Source organism: Acidocella sp. MX-AZ03, assembly GCF_027626035.1.
Taxonomy (GTDB): domain Bacteria; phylum Pseudomonadota; class Alphaproteobacteria; order Acetobacterales; family Acetobacteraceae; genus Acidocella; species Acidocella facilis.
Genome location: NZ_CP110774.1, coordinates 2,720,047 through 2,736,697 on the forward strand (window position 1 = coordinate 2,720,047; position 16,651 = coordinate 2,736,697).

Consider the following 16,651-nt stretch of genomic DNA (forward strand, 5'->3'; position numbering starts at 1 on the left):
ACACACTTTAAGTTTATAAACTATAATATGTATTTCATGCGGAGTGTGGTAAGAACATGTGCGAGGACGGATTCTCCGAACAATGATCATCACCCTATCCTACTTGAATGCATCGATTTCCGCGCGGCCCCGGCTCCACACGACGCCACCGGAACGGTACAGATGATCGGTAGAACGAAACGGGCATAAGCCAATGCATGATATGGAGCAGTCGGCCTGGGATGATATACAACGCTGGGAGATGGCCATGCGGGCCACGACCGGCTTGCTCAAGATTTTCTCTTTCCCCGAATTCTTCGCCGCGGCCGCTGAGCGCCTGGCCCAGCTCCTCGGCGCCGATGGCGTGGCGCTGATCGTTTACGATGAACCAGGGCAGTTACGCTACAAACTGTTCCACGGACTGGAACAGCTCAACCAAACCCCTATCGTCAAATTCAGCTTCTCCGCCAGCCAGGGCACGGTTGGGCGCGCGCTCGCCTCGGGCCGCGCGCTGTTTACGCCTGATTATCCCAACAGCGCGGATGCCATGCTGGATTTCGTGGGGGCGGGGCTGCGCGCCAATCTGGTTGTGCCACTGCCTGGCCCGGCCGGCTTCAGCGGCGCCATCGCAATTGCCTGGCTGCACCGGCAGCCAGCGCCACCCAACGCCACAAGCCTTGCCATTGCCGAGATGTTCGCCGCCCTTACCGGCTCAGCCGTCTATCGTGAGGCTTTAGAGGCGCAGCTTGAGACCCTCTCCCTCACGGATCCGCTGACAGGTTTGCCAAACCGGCGCACATTCATGCTGCGCCTCGTCAACGCGCAAAAGCGCGCCTGCCGCAGCCAGTCCCTCATGGCGCTCGCCGTGATCGATCTGGATGGCTTCAAAATCATCAATGACGAACTCGGCCATGCCGCAGGAGATCAACGGCTGCTCCTGGCGGCCAGCGCGATCCAAAGCATCGTCCGTGACATCGACATGGTCGCGCGATTTGGCGGGGACGAGTTTGTCGTCATCCTGGAGGATCTACGTTCCTCCCAGGAAATTCTTTCGATCCTGAACCGTATCGTCGGCGCCGTTCTCGAAGGCTGCAATAGCAACGATGAACGATACAAAATAACCGCCAGCCTCGGCGCCACCATCTATCCGCTGGATTTTTCGGAACCGGAGATTTTGCTCAAACATGCGGATGAGGCGATGTATCTCTCCAAGCGCAAGGGCGGCAATCAGGTTACTTTGCTCCCCCGCGATCTGGTTTCTCCTTCGCGATAAACTGCCGCCAGAGGCCAGCACCACCCGCCGACGCCGTAATACGAGACTGCGTGAATAAGGGCCGTATGCGCCCTTCACATCTCGGAGCGATGACGCCCAACGCCCCAATGTCTCTTCAGCAGATGCATCGCCACTTATCAGAGCCTGTATCACGGTTGCCCATTGATTGAGAACTCGCAATAAAATGCAACTGTAGTGCTAGAGCGCCGCCAGGGGAGTAAACCACAGAAAGGGAGCAGGCGCCGTGCGCGCTTATCTGCGGTCGCCGCCCAAACTCATGGTCAGCTCCAGCCCGCCATTGCGCAACTGATCGCGGACTTGGGTAGCGCGCGCCGCGGTCAGCCGCGTGATCGGCCCTGATACCGCGAGCGCGCCGACAAGACGCTGCCCCGCCCCGAAGACCGGCATCGCGAGCGCGGCGGTATGGGGGTCGGTAATGCCGCCGCTGTAAACCGGCGGATCCAGTTCGGCCGCGCTGCCGGGCCCCGCCGCATATTCGCGCAAAACTTGGGAGATCGCGGATTGATCCATCGGCCGGATATCGCCGGGCTGCACATGCATGCGCAGGCTGTGCATCGAGTCGACCCGATAGAGACAGAGTCTGCTCTTGCCATGAGGCACATAGAAAGAGGCCGTCTCACCTATCCCGGCAACCAGCCGTTCCAGGATCGGCATCACGAATTGTTCGATGTCCAGGGAGTGCTGGTAGACGGCGCCCAGACGCAGCGCTTCCGCGCCCAAACGATAACGGCCGCCCGGCAGCCGCACAACCAGGCCGAACCGTTCGAGCGACACCGCCAAACGCATGATCGTGCTTTTGACGAGCCCGGTACGCGCGGCCAGCTCCGCCAGCTCCACCGCACCGTCGCCCTTCTGGAACGCCGTCAGTATTGTCAGCACCCTGTCTGCCGCGGCAACGCCCGATACCGCCGCGGTCTCCTGATCCTTATCCATCGCCTTCAATCGCGCCCTTGACGCTCAGCCGTTCCGGCGCCCGCTTGGGTTCGTCACGTCGCCCGAAAATTATCATCAGCTATGGCTGTATAAGCGCTGGCCCGGCACCGCAAGCCCCGCCTTCAAGATCGTCCCGGTCTGCGATTCCGTGATGAACAGCTCGCGCCGCGCCGAGCCGCCGAAGGCAAGATTGGTGGTGGAATAGCCGGCGCTGGAGACGATCCGTTCCAGCGGCTCAGCCCGTGGCGAGAGGCGCCAGACCGTGCCGAACCCGGTGTGGGCGACCAGCAAATTGCCCTCCTCGTCGAGCGCCAGACCGTCCGGGCCGCCTGGGCCGCCATGGAGATGCGAGAATATGCCGACCTTCGCGACCAGGCCGCTGGCCAGCAGAGGGATACGCCAAATCTGGTTGGCGCGGGTCACGGCGACAAGCAGATAATCCATATTCGGCCCGATAACGATACCGTTGGGGCTTGGTATCGTGCCGATCAGGCATGTCAGCGCCCCGGTAGCGGAGAGTCGATAGACCCTGCCGGTGGGGTCCTGCAAACCGGTCTGGCCCTGATCCGTGAAATAGAGATCGCCATTCGCCGCAAATATGAGATCATTGACCCCTTTGAACCCCTCCGAGCCCACCGTCTCCAGAAGCGGTGTGACCGCGCCGGTTGCTGGATCGACGACGACCAACCCCTGCTTGTAGTCGGTTACAAACAACCTTCCATCCTGGTGGATTTTGAGGCCGTTGGGCCAGCCATCATATTCGGTGACAAGCTCCCACTCGCCGTCGGGCGAGATACGAAAAATGCGACCGAACGGGATGTCCGTCACGTACAGCCAGCCGGCGCGATCGAAGGACGGGCCTTCTAGAAAGGAATCCACCTCTTGTCCCATCCGGTTCGCATCGCTCCAGGCGGTACGCCTGGAGGCGCGAAAGCGGTCGGGCAGCCGGGTGAAAACCGTGGTCTCGGTCCGGTAAGGCGGCGGGAAGAAGCTCATAATCCGCTCTCCTGGTTAAAGCGCAAGATCGTAAACGCGCGAGGCGGTGCCGCCAAACAAGGCGCTCCGCTCGGATCGGGTAAAGCGCTCGGTAAGATGCTTGAACGCGTTCCAGAGCGTGACATAGCCGAACATTCCCTTATCCACTGGAAAATTACTCTCAAACATGCAGCGATCGGGCCCAAACATCTCGATGCAGGCCATGATCGGCGCGCGCCACGCCTCAGCCAGCACCAACGAGGAGGGCGGCACAGGCGCCTCATGAAACCGGTACCCCGCCACGGGCATGCCCAGGCCGCCAAGTTTGAGATAGGTATTTGGCAAGCGCGAAAGCGCCAGCAGCTCCGCCCGCCAGCTTTGGTCCTGCGCCTCGCCCAGCCTGCCGCCGAGATGATCGAGCACGATCGAAACATTCGGAAAGGCGGCGGCCAGTGAAAAAACCTCGGCCAGCTGCGTCTGATAGGCCCAGATATCGAGGGTGAGACCAAGGCGTCCAAGCCATGCCACCCCCTCACGAAACCGCCGGTCCGCCATTCGCCCGGGCGGGGGCAGAATGGGGCTGGAGCGGATCGCAGGGTCGGGGTGCCAGGCGAGCGGGTTGCGGATGCCGCGAAACCGGCCCGCTCCGGCCTGCTGCATGGCCTCCAGAACCGGCGCCACCTGGTCCCCCAGGCACAGATCTGCCCCACCGACGATGGCGGCACAGAGGCGCGGGCCGCCCGCCGCTTGCGCCTGCGCCGCCAATTGCGCGGCAAACGCGACCTCGGCGACGGGCCGGAACGCCTCCGGCCCGTCGGCAGCGTAAAATGACCGGCATTGGACATAGATTGTCGCCGCGACGCCGCCAGCCTGCGTGATATCTTCCCGCAATTCCGCTTCGAGGTAGCGAGACCCCGGGCGGTCCCACAAATGATGATGCGCATCGATGATCGGCGCCTCAAAAGGCAGCGGGGACTCGTCGCGTAAGTCCAGCCATTCCGGCCGGACCGGAATATGCGGGGAGGATGCGGCCGGCGGCCGGTCCGTCATACGGCACAACCCAAACGCTTGAGCGTTGCATCGACCCAGCTTCGGTCCTGCCCGCCGCCGCGGATCTGCGCCATTTGCGCGGTCTCCGCCTTATGCTTCGCGCTGGCGGCGGCGAAAACCGTTTCCGTCTCCTCGAACGGGACGACGACGAGCCCGTCATCATCGCCCAGAATCAGATCGCCCGGCGCGATCACCATGCCGTCGATCGCGATGTTTACATTGATTTCGCCTGGGCCATCCTTGTACGGCCCGCGATGGGTGACACCTGCGGCAAAAATCGGGAAGGTACCGGCCCGGATCGCCGCGAGATCCCGGACCGCGCCATTGATCACGATGCCCGCAAGGCCGCGCGTTTGCGCATGCGCGATCATCAACTCGCCGATCAACGCGTTGGTCAGATCGCCGCCGGCATCCACCACCACGACATCGCCTGGATCCGCCATGTCGAGCGCCTTGTGCAGCATCAGATTATCCCCGGGCCGGGCCTTCACCGTGATCGCCGGCCCGGCCAGCACGCCGCCGGCGTGAAGCGGGCGAAGCCGCGATCCGCCAGCCGCCATACGGCTCATCGCGTCGCTCACATTGGCGACGGGAAGCGCGCGAAACCCCTCGACCGTCTGCGCATCAACCTTGCGGGTCCGTTCACAAATCCGAAAACCTATCGGCATGGCATATCTCCTTTGCTAACTGTTATTGAATGCTAACTGTTATTGAAATTTCCGACGCCTCAGTCCGCAAGCGGCGAACGGCGAACATCGCGGATCGTGGCCAGGGTGATGAGCGCAACCACTGAACCGAACATGACGTAGAGGCTGGGCGCCCAGGAGGCCCCGGTGAGGCCGGCGAGCAGCGTGGAGATGTAGGGCGCCAGGCCGCCGCCCAGGACGATGGCGACATTGAAGCCGGTGGCCATGCCGGTATAGCGCACGCGGGTGGGAAACAGCTCCGGATAAATCGGGTAGGCCGCCCCCTGCACCGCGGCATGCGGAACCGCCAGCAACAACAGCATGAATGCATCCAGGGCAAGATTTTGGTCGTGCATCACGATCATGCTCAGAGGTGTGATGACGAGATAACCCAGAAAACCCAGCACCACGGGCGGCTTGCGGCCGACGCGATCCGAGAGCCATCCCACCAGGGGAATCAGGCCTACCGCGACGAGCTCGACAATCGCGAAGACCCAGGACGCCCAGGCCAGGGGCAATTTCACGACATGCACAAGATAAATGAACAAATACACGCTGGAGAAAAGACCCGTCAGGGTCATGCCAAATGCCAGCCCCATCGTCTGCAGGAGGCCGCCAAGATGTTGCGTCAGCACCGTATGCAAGGGGGCTTTCGCGGTCTCGTGCCGTTCAGCCACCTCAAGGAAATGCGGTGAGTCCGCCAGGCGAAGCCGCGCGTAAAGGCCAACAAACAGCAATGGGAGTGACAGAAAAAACGGAATCCGCCAGCCCCAGCTGAGCAACGCGGCGTGCGAGACCATCGTGCGCACAATCGCAGCGGTAATCGCCGCGCCGGCACCGCCGGCGACAACACCCGCCACATTGATGGAGCCGAAAAAGCCGCGCCGGCCTTCAGGGGCGCATTCCGCAACATAAGTGGCGGCACCGCTCACCTCGCCGCCGGCAAAGAACCCTTGGGCGATTCTGAGCAGCACCAAAAGGATCGGCGCCAACGAGCCGATACGCGCATAAGTCGGAAGAACGCCGACGAGCGCGCTGGTCAGGCCCATGCCAATGATCGTGGCAATCAGCGCATTCTTGCGGCCGTGGCGGTCGCCCAACCAACCGAAGAAAACGGCGCCGATAGGCCTGACCACGAAAGCGAACGCATAAACCAGCAACGCCGAAAGCAGAGACGCCGTGGCGTCCCCGGCCGGAAAAAACAAAGGCGCCAGGGAGATCGCCAGGACCCCGTACACACCAAAATCGTAATACTCCAGGAAGGATCCCATAGCGGCCGCCAGGGATACTCGCCATGGATCGAGACGCACGGCGGATAGGGTGTTTGGCGCCGACGCCTCGGCATGAAATTTACCAGTTTGGGACGAGTCCATGGGGCCTACCTCGATATGTTTTAGTTTTTAAAGTTTCTGAAAATCGTACATTTTGGCTGGATTTTCGACGAGAATACGGAGTCGATCCGTGTCGTTCGGCACGATCTCAGCCAGCCGGTCCAGCCATGCCGCATCATCCGGCTTGGGAGACTGAACCGTGGGATGGGGCCAGTCCGTTCCCCAGAGCAGCCGATCTGGCGCCGCGCGCGCGAGCATCGCCCCGAGTGTGACCGCATCCTCGTAGGCCGGCCCGGCAAAGGGCCGCCCGATATAAGGGCCGGATAATTTCACCCAGGCTTTCTCTGTTTGCATGAGGTCAATGAGCACCCCAAATCCACTATGTCCGGCGCCGCCATGCGCATGCAGATAGGCCATGTGATCGAACACAAGCTGGCAAGGAAGGCGCCTGCAAAGCGGCGCGATCTCGACCAGCTGGTCGGGCGACAGGGCGAGTTGAACATGCCAGCCAAATTCAGCGACTATCCAGGCAAGCTCTTGCAAGTTTGCCAGCCCGACACGTCCCGGCAGGCGCGCATTGATCCGGATGCCGCGTACCCCGCGTGCGTGCATCTCTATAAGCGCGCGCCGCGGGACGGATCCGTCGATCACGGCGACCCCTCTGGCGTAGGCCCCGGCAAGGCCGAGCGCCTCCATCATACAACGATTATCTATGCCATAGAGAGACGGCTGAACAATGATATGCCGCGTGAATCCTAGGCAATTTGCCAACCGCCTATAATCTTCCAGACTCGCATCCGCATGCGGCAGGCTTGCCATCGGATCCGCGGGATAGCGAGACTGGTAGATATGATGATGACAATCGGTCGCCCCGGCCGGTACGGATATCGCCGGTCCGCGCACCGTACCCGACCAGAGCAACATTGTCTGACCCTGCGCATTCATGCTTCGGTTCACCGGTCAGTGACTGATCTCTTCAAGCGCCAGCCCCGTCGATCTCGGGCCCAAAATGGCGATCAGCAAGATTTGCAGCAAGGTCGTGCCGCCGATCAGCACGGCGACGGACAGAACGCCACCGGAGTTGAGAAGATACCCAACGATCAAGCCGGAGAAGGCCGAGGACAGGCGGAGCCAGGACCAGACGAACCCCACGGCGCGCATTCTGAACCGGGTCGGGAATATCTCCGACTGATAGCTGTGGCTGGCAAAAGCCTGGATATTCGCGGCAAGCGTGAACAGCACCCCGCAAGCGATCAACGCTGCTCCCGAGGAAAGTTGCGCGAACAGCAACATGAACGTCATCATCGCCGCCAGGCCGACGCACATGATCCATTTGCGCTCGAAGCGTTCGGCGAATAAGAGCCCGAACAACGGCCCGAACGGATTGGCGATGGCGATGATAAAGGCATATTCTAGACTATGCGTAACGGTGATCCCACGATGCGCAAGCAGCGTCGGCACCCAGGCCGCGAAGCCGTAATAGCTGAATGCGCCAGCGAAGTTAAACAGTGAGAGCATCACGAGCCGGCGCAGATAAGGTGCTCGGAACATCTCACCGTAACTGCCTTTCCCGCTATCGTCCTGCAGGTCGGCGGACGGCAGCGGCAGGACGCGGCCGGTTTCGGCCATGACACGGCGCTCAAGGCCGCTCACGATCTGATCCGCTTCCACGAACCGCCCATGCTTTGCCAGCCAGCGCGGACTCTCAGGCAACCCCAGACGCATGAACCAGACGACAACCGCGCCAGCGGTTCCGATCAAAACAACCCAGCGCCAGCCGTCAAACCCAAAGGGGGAAAGCGGCACCAGGCGCCACGATAACAGCGCGACAAAGGGAACCGCGCAAAACGACACCATCTGTTGAACGGCGAAAGCGCGGCCACGGATATGGCGGGGCATCAATTCCGCGAGGTACGTATCGATCGTGGTAAATTCGATGCCGATGCCGATGCCGCCGAGAAAACGCCAGACATCGAGCGCGAAGCCGGTCTGCTGGAACGCCATCACGGCATTGCAGCCGAGATACCAGAGGAGCGCCCAGGTGAAGACGGCGCGGCGGCCGAAGCGGTCGAGCAACTGGCTGACCATCAGCGTGCCGACCCACAACCCGGCGAAGGTCGCGAACACAAACGTGCCGAAACCAGAGAAGGAAAGCACGCTCAGATGTGATAATATGCCAAGCGATTCCGGCTTGAACAAGCCAGACTTGATCATCCCCGGCGCGACATATCCGATGAAAAATACGTCATAGAATTCAAACCAGCCGCCCAGGGCGATGAGACACACCATGATCCAGATTGTTCGCGACGCTGGCAAACGATCAAGCCGCGCCGCGATACTCGCCGATGCGTCATCTCGCCCGCCGCGGCCAGTCTGGTTATTAACGCCAACCCCAGCCATCGCTGCGGCGGCGGTTATTTTTGTTTTCATATGAACGTCTCCCAATCAGGGTTTTTTGGATGGCATCTTGGTGATGCCTCGCTCTTTTTAGGCGGTAGTAACGGCTTTAAGGTTGAGTACGGAGGGATTCACCGCGAAGCGGGGATCGATGGCTTTTCCATCCAGCGCATCCAGAACGTGCTGCATCGCCATCAAGCCCACCCGGGCGGCGGCGGCATGCGTATTGGCTCCCACATGCGGCGTGACCACGAGGTTGTGCAACGGCCATAGATCACTATCGGCCGGCGGCGGCTCGATCGAAAACGTATCGAGGCCGGCGCCGGCAATTTTTCCTTCGGCAAGCGCGCTGGCCAGCGCCGCCATATCAACCAATTCCCCTCGCGCGGTATTGATCAAAAATGCGTCCCGCTTCATCAGCGCCAGCTGCGAGGGGCCGATCATGCCTCGGGTCGAGGGCGTCAGCGGGCAATGCAGGCTCACATAATCGCTCTGTTGCAAGAGCGCGTCCAGATCGTCCACGAGCGTCAAGCCCGTTATATCCAGCGTCTCCTTCATATCCGCGGAGATTTTAGGATCGAACGCCAGCAGTTTCATGCGCAAAGGCTGCACCAGCGACAGAAGGATGCGGCCAATCATTCCCAGCCCGACAATACCGAGCGTTTTCCCAAACAACTCGGTTCCGATACTTGTCGCCTTATCCCAATGCCCCTGGCGGATCCGGCCATCCAAATACGGGATCGATCGCGATACGCCGAACATCAGCGCCAGCGCATGCTCGGCAACCGATTGTGCGTTCGCGCCAAGGGCCGTCAGCACGGGAATTTGACGTTTTGTGGCGGCGTCGACATCAATTGTATCGACACCGACGCCGTGCTTCACGATGATCTTCAACCGCGACGATGCGGCGATCGCCGCATCGGTGAGGCGGCCCATACGCACGATCACGGCATCAGCCTGCTCCGCCGCCAGGAGGGCAGCGGCTTCATCAGGGGCGGCATACGGTGTCATGGTTATTACCCGCACATTGTGGCGGGCAGCCAGCGCCATCGCGGCTTCGTTCAGGGCCGGACCGGTCACAAGCACGGATCTCATCGGCGTGCAGCCGCCGCGAACGGAATTCTAATGCCGAATGTACAAACAAGCTTCACCGCCGAGACCTCCACTATTTTTTTGAGGGCCGTCGCACGCCATTCACCGCTCGCCCGCCAGCCTCGGCGCCAGTTAAGCAAAAACAGAACGACGTTGCAAATTAAAATAGAACGTCATTCTGAAATATAACAGTGCCTAGTGGATCCGCCTGGTGGTGCCAAGCGAAGCGCTGGCGGCGCGGGAGCGCAGCAGCACGCAAGGCTGCAAGCGGGGCGCTTGAGGAAGAGGTGGGGCGTGGCGCTCCAGCGCCTTCGGCTGGCTGGCTGCATCAACTGCAATGGCTGGGCATTACACTGTACCAGCTCTCCGCCACCTTGGCGGTTGCCTCCGGTCTATGAGCTGCTGCCGGTTTGGATGAACCGCCCCGGCTTTGCCGGAGGCTCCAACTTCCAAGTAGGATGGAGCCTGAGGCGGTACGGGAGTTCGTCGCCGAATTCACCGCCGAGTGGAACCGGCTGGCCGCCGAGAGCAATGCCGACCGGGCGCATGACCAGAGCCGCCTGACCACGATCGAGCGCAAGATTGGCAAGATCATAGAACGAAAAGCTGGGGCCGCATCACCCTATCGTATCATTCCGCTTTCCGAGGTGACGTCGGTGATCATTGACAATGATGCGCCAGATAAGGTGCTGGAGGATTTCAAGCCAAACGAGGTCAGCTTCATCACCGCATGATTTTCCGCTTAGGGAAAACTGCACGCGAAGATAGCGCTTACCCCTTGGAGTTCATGCTTCTTCCGGAGTCACTCGAAAACTTGATCAGTGGCAGATGGTATAAGCCCGGTGTAAGCCGCGCGTGGCCGAATGATTTCGGGATTGCGTCGCTGTTCGAGACCGTGGGCGATCCAACCGATAGAACGGCCCAAGGCAAAGAGACCGAAAGCAGCTCCGAGCGGTAGCCGAAGCTGGCGACGTAGGGCTACAAGCGCAAGATCTATGGAAGGCCGGGCCCCGGTCAGATGTTGCCCGTGATTCATGAGCTCTTCGCAGTCGCGATCGAGGGGCGCCATGGACGACAGCAGATCTGCCGCGCGAACATCTCCAGATGGATACAATCGATGGCCGAAACCGGGAATGTCATCGCCTCGTGCTAATCGCTGGCGTATCTTCGTACCGATTTCATCGGTAGCGTCCGTCAATGTGGTGGACATTCTGGTGTAGCTGAAGTGGCCATCGATCATGCGGCTGCAGTGGAAATCTGGTTTGGTTCAGCGTTGATCAGCGGGGGTGTAAGTTCAGCCATTCCCTCGATCTGCATATACCGGTTTTGTGTCTGCCACTCATCGTTTGCCTCCAGCAGCACGGCACCGATCAGCCGGATGATCGCTGCCTCGTTTGGAAAGATGCCTACGACATCGGCGCGGCGTTTGACCTCTTTGTTCAAGCGTTCCAAGGGGTTGGTGCTGTGGATTTTGGTCCGGTGCTGGGCGGGAAAATCCATGTGCGCCAGCACGTCGATCTCGCTGTCATCGATAAACGTGCCGAGCTTTGGCCACTTGCCGCGGAGCTGATCGGCGACATGGCGCAGGGTCTGGCTGGCATTGGCGCGGTCAGGCTGGATGAACGCCTGGCGCAACGCGGCGGATGCCATGTTCTGCTGGGCCTTCGGGACATAGGACAGCGCGTTCCTCATCCAATGCACCCGACAGCGCTGCCAGGATGCGCCCATGACCCGCCGGATCGCCGCCTTCAGCCCCTCATGGGCATCCGAGATGACCAGCTTAACCCCGTGCAGGCCGCGGCGCACCAAGCTCTTGAGGAAGGTTGCCCAGAAGGTCTCGGCCTCGGACGGACCAATGTGCAGGCCGACGATCTCACGGCGGCCGTCAGTGTTCGCTGCCACGGCGATTATCGCGGCAACCGAGACGATCCGCCCGCCCTCGCGCTGCTTGAGGTAGGTCGCATCCAGCCACAGATACGGCCAGTCACCGGCAAGCGGCCGGTCGAGGAAGGCATTCACCCGCTCGTCAATGTCCTTGCACAGCTTCGAGACCGTGCTCTTGCTGATCCCCGACAGCCCCATCGCTTGCACCAGCTCGTCCACCCGCCGGGTCGAGACGCCGCCGATCCAGGCTTCCTGAATAACCGCGCTCAAGGCCTTCTCCGAGGTCCGGCGGCTCTCCAGGAAGGGCGGGAAGTAGCTGCCTTGCCGCAGCTTGGGGATACGCAGTTGCAGGCTGCCAAGCCGCGTGTCCAGAGCCCGGTCCCGGTAGCCGTTGCGATACGTCGCGCGCTCGCCGCTACGCTCGTACCGCCCGGCACCGATCAGGCCGTCTACATCAGTCTCCATCAGCAATTGCACCACAGCTTCCGCAACGCTGCGCAGAAAATCGCCGTCACCGGCTTTGGCCAGCAGCTCGGCAAGTGGTAATCTCTCCTCGGTCATCGGGTTCTCCAGGCTCCAGGGGGAAGTCTCGCAACTCCACCATAGCCAAATGATCCGATGACCACCTCACGCTACACCGTTACGAGGGATGAAAGTCCACCAACAGCGCGGACACTACCATTTCATCACCTACGACCTCGTCCCAAAGCGCTTCACCGCGAGCGGTGGTCGCCCCATGGCGGCCGCCCGTCAATGCGGCCAATCCCCGACGATGCCGGCTCTCAGGCTTGCTCCGGTCGATACAACGCAACGCGCCGTGAAACTTGATGCGTTCAATTCATGGTCAGCACAAAGAACGAGGGCCCTGCGAATGAGGTCCGCCCCCGGCTATCGATGCCCCAGACGTCTGCGCATTGCTGATGAAGCGGCTTTGCATTCGGCTCTGTGCCGAGCAAGCATCCAGCCAGGATGCGCACAAGATCAATACTACCTTCCGCCAGGCGTTGCTGCGACGTCTGCCACAGTGCAGTTCCGGCATCGTCACTTGCCAGCGTGAAGAGTGTCAACAGCGTCTCTTCTGCACGCCGTTGCCGGAAGTTATCCATCACCGCCGAGAGATAACCGTGAGACGTGGGCGCGGAACGGTCGAACGCAGAGATATCGCATTGCCAGAGGTGCGCCGCCGCCGCCTCAACACTGTGCGTGCGGGCAATCTCCAATGCATTGACGCCTCGAAAGTAAAGGCGCTCGTTTTCGATCAGCGTAATCTCGGACTCCAGAACGGGCAGTCCGAAGTTCAACGTCGCTTTCGCCACTTCCTTGGGCTTACGGCCCTTTTCCTTCCTGTCTCCGAGCCGCTCGACATCTGAGGCAAGGTAGCTGTTGATTTCCGCTGAGATCTGACCCTGGTGAGCTGCTGCCGGTTTGGTGGACAGCGAGTTAAGCTAGCACGGCCTTGGCCTCGAACTCCATGGGGCTGAGATAGCCCAATTTCGAATGCCTGCGTCGTGGGTTATAGAAACGCTCGATATAGTCGAACACATCGGCCCGGGCCTGGTCACGGGTGCGGTAGGTTTTGGCAGCCGTGCGCTCGGTTTTGAGTGAAGAGAAGAAGCTCTCCATTGCCGAGTTGTCCCAGACATTGCCGGCCCGGCTCATTGAGCAGGTAATGCCATTATCAGCCAGCAAGCGTTGGAATTGCTCGCTGGTATATTGCGAGCCCTGATCTGAATGATGAAGTAGCGCGTCGGCCTTGCCGCGGCGCCAGACGGCCATCATCAACGCATCCATGACCAGCGCCGCATCGCGTTCCGCCTTCATCGACCAGCCGACGATGCGCCGGGAGAAGAGGTCAAGAACCACGGCCACATACAGCCAGCCTTCGGCGGTCCAGATATAGGTGAAGTCAGCCAGCCATTTCTGGTTTGGCCGGGCGGCGGCAAACTTCCGATCAAGGATATTATCGGCGATCACCGCACGCTCGCCCTCGTCCTTCGGCTTGGCCCGGCGCTTCGGGCGCGCCCGGAAGCCGTTCTCGCGCATCAGCCGCTCAACCCGGTGCAAGCCGCAGGCCAGGCCTTCTTCGAGCACATCATGCCACACGCGGCGCGCACCATAGGTTCTGTCACTGGCCTTGAAGCTCGTGTCGATCGCCAACGCCAGCTTCCCATCGTACACAGCCCGGTCACAGGCAGGCCGTTTGAGCCAGGCATGGAAGCCGGAACGCGACACCTCAAGAGCCGCACACAGCCAGCTCACCGGCCAGATATGCCGGTGCTTCGCGATGAAGGCAAACTTCACGTCGACTCTCTCGCGAAGAATGCCGCGGCCTTTTTTAGGATGTCACGCTCCGCCTTGAGCTTGGCGACCTCCTTCTTGAGGGCCGCAATCTCAGCCAGATCGGCCCGTTGCTGGCCATGGCCAGGGAACGCCGTCGCAGGCGCCGCCGCCAATTCACGCATCCAGCGCCGCAACACGCTCTCCGCCAGATCCAGGTCACGCGCCGCCTGAGCAACTGATACGCCCCGCTCCGTAACCAGCTTTACAGCCTCGGTTTTGAATTCAGCTCCAAACTTTCGTCTCGCCATATTCGTCCTCCGGTTCATGGGTCACGATCTTATCCTCGTGTCCACCAAACCGGCAGCAGCTCATGGAATTCCACCGAGAATTGACCCGCCTCTTGGTTATGGTTTGGGTTTCAAGATGGGGTCAAGGCCTGATTTTTCTCCTTTCGTTTTTGGTTTTTCTGCACCGAGCTGTGCTTGAACCTGAAGCTGTCATTGCCGGTCTCGAGGATGTGGCAGTGGTGGGTGAGGCGATCGAGGAGGGCGGTGGTCATCTTGGCGTCGCCGAAGACGGCGGACCATTCGCTGAAGCTCAGATTAGTGGTGATAACGACGCTGGTACGCTCGTAGAGCCTGCTGAGCAGGTGGAACAGCAAGGCCCCGCCCGAGGCGCTGAAGGGCAGATAGCCGAGCTCATCGAGGATAACGAGATCGGCATGGATCAGACGGCCGGTGATCTGGCCGCTCCGCCCCTGGGCTTTTTCCTGTTCCAGGGCGTTGACCAGTTCGACGGTTGAGAAGAAGCGGACACGCTTTTTGTGATGCTCGACGGCCTGCACGCCGAGTGCGGTGGCGATGTGGGTCTTGCCGGTGCCCGGCCCGCCGACGAGCACAACATTGTCCGCGGGCTCGATGAAGTCGCAGCGATGCAACTGCCTGACCAGGGCCTCGTTGACCTCGCTGCTGGCGAAGTCGAAGCCGGCGAGGTCGCGGTAGGCCGGGAAGCGCGCCGCCTTGAGCTGGTAAGCCATGGAGCGGACCTCGCGCTCGGCGGTCTCGGCCTTCAGCAGTTGAGAGAGCACCGGGATGGCGGCCTCGAAGGCTGGCGCGCCCTGCTGCGCCAGTTCGTCGACCGCTTGTGCCATGCCGTGCATCTTCAGGCTGCGCAGCATGATGACAAGCGCGCCGGCGGCGGGATCATGACGCATGGCGGGTCTCCTTGGTTTGGCGCAAGCTGTCGTAGCGTTCGACATCGGCCCTGGGCTCATTGGCCAAGCTCAGCGCCTGCGGCGCGGTTACCGCTGGCGGGGTGGCGGGTGTGCCGTCGATCAGCCGGTGGAGCCGGTTGAGGATATGCGTCTTGGCCGGCACGCCATCCTCCAGAGCCAGTTCCACCGCCGCCAGCACCGCCTGCTCGTCATGGTGCAGCACCAGGGCCAGGATCTCCACCATCTCCCGGTCACCGCCGGGGCGGCGCAGAAGAGGCTGTTGCAGCTGTTTGAAGGCATCGGGCAATTCCAGGAAGGGCGCGCCGTTGCGCAAGGCGCCCGGCTTGCGCTGGATCACCGCCAGATAATGCCGCCAGTCATAGATGGTGCGCCCGGGCCATTATGCGTCCGGTCGATGATGCGCGGATGCTCGCAGATGATCTGCCCTTGCGCCGCCACCACCAGCCTGTTGGGATAGACCCGCAGGCTGACCGGCCGGTTGGCGAAAGAGGCCGGTACGCTGTAGCGGTTACGCTCAAAATGGATCAGGCAGGTCGAGGAGACCCGCTTGGTGTGTTCCACGAACCCATCGAACGGCCGCCCCATCGGCATGAGGCTCTCGACCTCGCTCGCCCAGACATCGGCAATACTCCCCGGCTCGCCACCATGCGCGGTTTGCGCCCACAGCTCCCGGCAGCGCTGCTCCAGCCAATCATTGAGGGCGTCGAGGGTCTCAAAGGGCGGCATGGACTGCCACAGCCGGTGGCGGGCATCCTGGACGTTCTTCTCAACCTGCCCCTTCTCCCAACCTGCCGCACGATTGCAGAAATCAGGTTCAAAAAGATAATGGCTGGTCATCGCCTGGAAACGCAGATTGACGCTGCGCTCCTTGCCGCGGCCGACCTTGTCCACGGCAGTGCTCATATTGTCGTAAATGCCGCGCCGCGGCACACCGCCAAGCGCCCGGAAGGCGTGGGTATGCGCGTCAAACAGCATCTCATGTGTCTGCAGCAGATAGGCTCGGATGATGAAGGCGCGGCTGTATGACAGCTTGGTATGCGCCACCTGCAGCTTCAGGCGGACACCCCCGATGACCGCGAAATCCTCGCTCCAATCGAACTGGAACGCTTCGCCTGGCGCAAACGCCAACGGCACGAAAGTGCCACGCCCGGCGGTCTGCTGCAGACGCTGGCACTCCTCCTTCCAGGCTCGGGCAAAGGCCGATACACGGTTGTAGGAGCCGTCATAGCCAAGGCTGACAAGGTCGCCGTACAGCTGCTTCACCGTCCGCCGCTGCTTGCGCGGCCGGCTCGCCTCACGTCGCAGCCATGCCGCCAGCTTCTCCGCGTACGGGTCCAGCTTGCTCGGCCGATCCGGCACCTGAAATCTCGGTTCCACCAGATCAGATCGAAGATATTTGCGGATCGTGTTCCGCGACACCCCAAGCCGCCGGGAAATCTCCCGGATCGGCACATGCTCACGCTTATGCCACCGGCGGATAATGCTCAAAAATGCCATGTCCAACACTCCGTTCGCC

At 61.3% G+C, this 16,651-nt stretch carries 16 protein-coding genes and 1 pseudogene; 2 read left to right on the plus strand and 15 right to left on the minus strand.

Annotation, left to right across the window (positions count from 1 at the left end; all coding sequences use genetic code 11):
- Positions 1–202 precede the first annotated feature (202 nt).
- Positions 203–1,252, plus strand: a complete 1,050-nt coding sequence (locus GT370_RS15055) for a sensor domain-containing diguanylate cyclase (protein ID WP_270183328.1) — start codon at positions 203–205, stop codon at positions 1,250–1,252.
- A 252-nt stretch (positions 1,253–1,504) separates the two neighbouring features.
- On the opposite strand, the gene GT370_RS15060 is transcribed toward GT370_RS15055, so the two are convergent.
- From GT370_RS15060 to GT370_RS15095, 8 genes are all read right to left on the minus strand, one after another.
- Positions 1,505–2,206 carry an IclR family transcriptional regulator gene (locus GT370_RS15060; protein WP_026440704.1) on the minus strand — a complete coding sequence of 234 codons (702 nt, stop codon included), beginning with the start codon at positions 2,204–2,206 and terminating at the stop codon, positions 1,505–1,507.
- Positions 2,207–2,281: 75 nt separating this feature from the next.
- Positions 2,282–3,202, minus strand: a complete 921-nt coding sequence (locus tag GT370_RS15065; protein WP_008493806.1) for an SMP-30/gluconolactonase/LRE family protein — start codon at positions 3,200–3,202, stop codon at positions 2,282–2,284.
- Between the two features lie 15 nt (positions 3,203–3,217).
- Positions 3,218–4,231 (minus strand): amidohydrolase family protein, encoded by a 1,014-nt coding sequence (locus GT370_RS15070; RefSeq protein WP_008493805.1) that lies wholly within the window; start codon positions 4,229–4,231, stop codon positions 3,218–3,220.
- Positions 4,228–4,899: an RraA family protein gene (locus GT370_RS15075; RefSeq protein WP_008493804.1), complete on the minus strand. Its 672-nt coding sequence runs from the start codon at positions 4,897–4,899 to the stop codon at positions 4,228–4,230. The genes GT370_RS15070 and GT370_RS15075 overlap by 4 nt, the downstream gene beginning before the upstream one ends.
- A gap of 59 nt (positions 4,900–4,958) precedes the next feature.
- Positions 4,959–6,290 (minus strand): MFS transporter, encoded by a 1,332-nt coding sequence (locus GT370_RS15080; RefSeq protein ID WP_039885118.1) that lies wholly within the window; start codon positions 6,288–6,290, stop codon positions 4,959–4,961.
- A 27-nt stretch (positions 6,291–6,317) separates the two neighbouring features.
- Complete coding sequence (locus GT370_RS15085; protein WP_039885117.1) at positions 6,318–7,193, minus strand: amidohydrolase family protein; 876 nt, start codon at positions 7,191–7,193, stop codon at positions 6,318–6,320.
- A gap of 15 nt (positions 7,194–7,208) precedes the next feature.
- On the minus strand, positions 7,209–8,678 hold the full coding sequence (locus GT370_RS15090) for an MFS transporter (protein ID WP_240376592.1): 1,470 nt from the start codon (positions 8,676–8,678) through the stop codon (positions 7,209–7,211).
- Between the two features lie 57 nt (positions 8,679–8,735).
- Positions 8,736–9,740 (minus strand): hydroxyacid dehydrogenase, encoded by a 1,005-nt coding sequence (locus GT370_RS15095; protein WP_039885116.1) that lies wholly within the window; start codon positions 9,738–9,740, stop codon positions 8,736–8,738.
- Between the two features lie 455 nt (positions 9,741–10,195).
- Between GT370_RS15095 and GT370_RS15100 the strand changes: the two genes are divergently transcribed.
- Positions 10,196–10,471 (plus strand): hypothetical protein, encoded by a 276-nt coding sequence (locus tag GT370_RS15100; protein WP_270183329.1) that lies wholly within the window; start codon positions 10,196–10,198, stop codon positions 10,469–10,471.
- Between the two features lie 68 nt (positions 10,472–10,539).
- Here the strand turns inward: GT370_RS15100 and GT370_RS21615 are convergent, their stop codons facing one another.
- From GT370_RS21615 to istA, 7 genes and pseudogenes are all read right to left on the minus strand, one after another.
- On the minus strand, positions 10,540–10,977 hold the full coding sequence (locus GT370_RS21615; RefSeq protein WP_442865447.1) for a citrate/2-methylcitrate synthase: 438 nt from the start codon (positions 10,975–10,977) through the stop codon (positions 10,540–10,542).
- Positions 10,974–12,182 (minus strand): IS256 family transposase, encoded by a 1,209-nt coding sequence (locus GT370_RS15105; protein WP_008495841.1) that lies wholly within the window; start codon positions 12,180–12,182, stop codon positions 10,974–10,976. Before GT370_RS15105 ends, GT370_RS21615 begins: the two co-directional genes overlap by 4 nt.
- Before the next feature lie 189 nt (positions 12,183–12,371).
- On the minus strand, positions 12,372–12,458 hold the full coding sequence (locus GT370_RS21620; RefSeq protein WP_442865546.1) for a hypothetical protein: 87 nt from the start codon (positions 12,456–12,458) through the stop codon (positions 12,372–12,374).
- Positions 12,455–12,937, minus strand: a complete 483-nt coding sequence (locus GT370_RS15110; protein ID WP_270183330.1) for a citrate/2-methylcitrate synthase — start codon at positions 12,935–12,937, stop codon at positions 12,455–12,457. Before GT370_RS15110 ends, GT370_RS21620 begins: the two co-directional genes overlap by 4 nt.
- A gap of 124 nt (positions 12,938–13,061) precedes the next feature.
- A protein-coding gene (locus GT370_RS15115; protein ID WP_270183331.1) for an IS3 family transposase occupies positions 13,062–14,209 on the minus strand; the annotation gives its coding sequence in 2 pieces (ribosomal slippage) (positions 13,062–13,960 and positions 13,960–14,209; 1,149 coding nt in all).
- A gap of 110 nt (positions 14,210–14,319) precedes the next feature.
- The gene (gene istB, locus GT370_RS15120; RefSeq protein WP_008495843.1) at positions 14,320–15,114 is read right to left on the minus strand and encodes an IS21-like element helper ATPase IstB; all 795 of its coding nucleotides are present in this window, start codon (positions 15,112–15,114) and stop codon (positions 14,320–14,322) included.
- A pseudogene (gene istA, locus GT370_RS15125) lies at positions 15,104–16,632 on the minus strand (IS21 family transposase). The gene istB and the pseudogene istA overlap by 11 nt, the downstream one beginning before the upstream one ends.
- Positions 16,633–16,651: the final 19 nt, after the last annotated feature.